The sequence below is a fragment of the Winogradskyella poriferorum genome (genome assembly GCF_050618035.1).
GTDB classification, from domain to species: Bacteria; Bacteroidota; Bacteroidia; order Flavobacteriales; family Flavobacteriaceae; genus Winogradskyella; species Winogradskyella poriferorum_A.
The window spans coordinates 1-240 of record NZ_JBODPY010000107.1 but is presented as its reverse complement, the minus strand read 5'-3'; the positions used below and the strand labels follow the sequence as shown (position 1 = coordinate 240).

General features: G+C 46.7%; 1 other RNA gene. It reads right to left on the bottom strand.

The features are described 5' to 3' along the window. Positions 1-162: a transfer-messenger RNA gene (gene ssrA, locus ACRHOC_RS15100) on the bottom strand; the annotation flags it as partial. Positions 163-240 lie beyond the last annotated feature (78 nt).

Below are 240 nucleotides of genomic sequence, written 5' to 3'. Positions count from 1 at the left end.
AGTTACAGACACCTGAAGGAGCGGCACAAGCCGACTTAAGCGGCTAGAGCGTAGTTATCGTCGTTAGCAACTATAACTGTGTAGTGAGGGATTTACGAGATCCACTACATTCTCGACATGCACCTAAGGTTTTGTAAGCAGCGTCGAAGCCAAGTCATCCCCAGATTGTGGCCATTATAGCCGTATGACACCTATAAAAGAAGAAAGTTTATTTCGCGGCCATTACGCGTTGTTTCTGGC